Below are 1,287 nucleotides of genomic sequence, written 5' to 3' on the forward strand. Positions count from 1 at the left end.
TGAGGTGCCCAGCAGATTCCGGACAGTTGGCTACATAAGCTGACGGAAGTCTGGAAGAGGTAGGTACGTGACGAGGCGTCGCAGGCAGTTCTCGGCGGAGTTCAAGGAAGAAGCCATCCGCATGGTGCTGGAGGGCGATCGGACGGTTGCGTCGGTGGCGCGCGAGTTCGGGATCAACGCCAGCACCCTGGGCAGCTGGGTGAACCGGCATCGGATCGCGAGCGCACAGGAGGAGCGGCAGCCGGTCTCTGCGCCGGACCGGGCCCGGATCCGGGAGCTGGAGCGGGAGAACGCCGAGCTGCGCGAGAAGTTGATCTTCCTGAAAAAAGCGGCCGCCTTCTTCGCCTCCGAGACTCGATGACGCTCGCCAAGTACGAACTCATCGACGCGGAGAAGGCATGTCACTCGATCGTGAAGATGTGCGCCTGGCTGGGCGTGTCCCGCTCGGGCTACTACGAGTGGCGTGAGCGGCCGGCCTCGGCCACCGCGCAACGCCGGATGCTGCTGGCCGCTTCGGTCGCCGAGATCTTCGCCGGCTCGCACGAGACCTACGGCTACCGGCGCGTGCACGCCGCCCTGGCCCGTCGCGGTGAGCACTGCTCGGCCGAGATGGTGCGCGCCCTGATGCGCGAGCAGGGCCTGACCCCGGCCCAGGTACGGGCGTTCCAGCCGGCCACCACCACCCAGGGCGACTACCGCGGCATCCCCGACCTGGTCGGCCGCGACTTCACCGCCACCCGGCCCGGCACCAAGCTCGTCGGCGACATCACCTACGTCCGCACCTGGGAGGGCTTCCTCTACCTGGCCACCGTGATCGACTGCCACAGCAAGGCGGTTCTGGGCTGGGCGATGGCCGATCACTACCGCACCGAGCTGATCAAGGAGGCGATCCGGATGGCAGCCGATACCCGGCTGCTCCAGCCCGGCGCCGTGTTCCACACCGACCGCGGCTCGAACTACACCAGTGACGAGTTCGGCCGCTTCCTGACCGATCAGGGCATCCGCCGCTCGGTCGGCCGCACCGGTGTCTGTTACGACAACGCGATGGCCGAGTCGTTCTTCAGCGTGATCAAGAACGAATGGCTGCATCGTTTCGTCTTCACTACCCGAGCAAAGGCGAAACGGCAGGTCATCCGCTACATCGAAGGGTTCTACAACCACCGGCGCCTGCACTCGGCGCTCGGCTACCGGCCACCCTTCGAAGTGCTCAACGAGTCCCTTTCAACCCAAACAGCCGCATAGGCTACGCCCATAAGACGGCTGTCCGGAATCTCCGTGGCCCCTCAG

The 1,287-nt window shown here is 66.1% G+C and carries 1 protein-coding gene; it reads left to right on the forward strand.

What is annotated here, in order from left to right; translation table 11 throughout:
- Nucleotides 1–67 precede the first annotated feature (67 nt).
- Nucleotides 68–1,242 (forward strand): IS3 family transposase gene (locus ACIHAD_RS48865; RefSeq protein WP_397361752.1). Its coding sequence is split into 2 segments (ribosomal slippage): nucleotides 68–329 and nucleotides 329–1,242, totalling 1,176 coding nucleotides; the frame shifts between segments, so codons are not numbered across the junction.
- Nucleotides 1,243–1,287: the final 45 nt, after the last annotated feature.

The sequence above is a fragment of the Nonomuraea sp. NPDC052265 genome (assembly GCF_044547985.1).
Taxonomy (GTDB): Bacteria; Actinomycetota; Actinomycetes; order Streptosporangiales; family Streptosporangiaceae; genus Nonomuraea.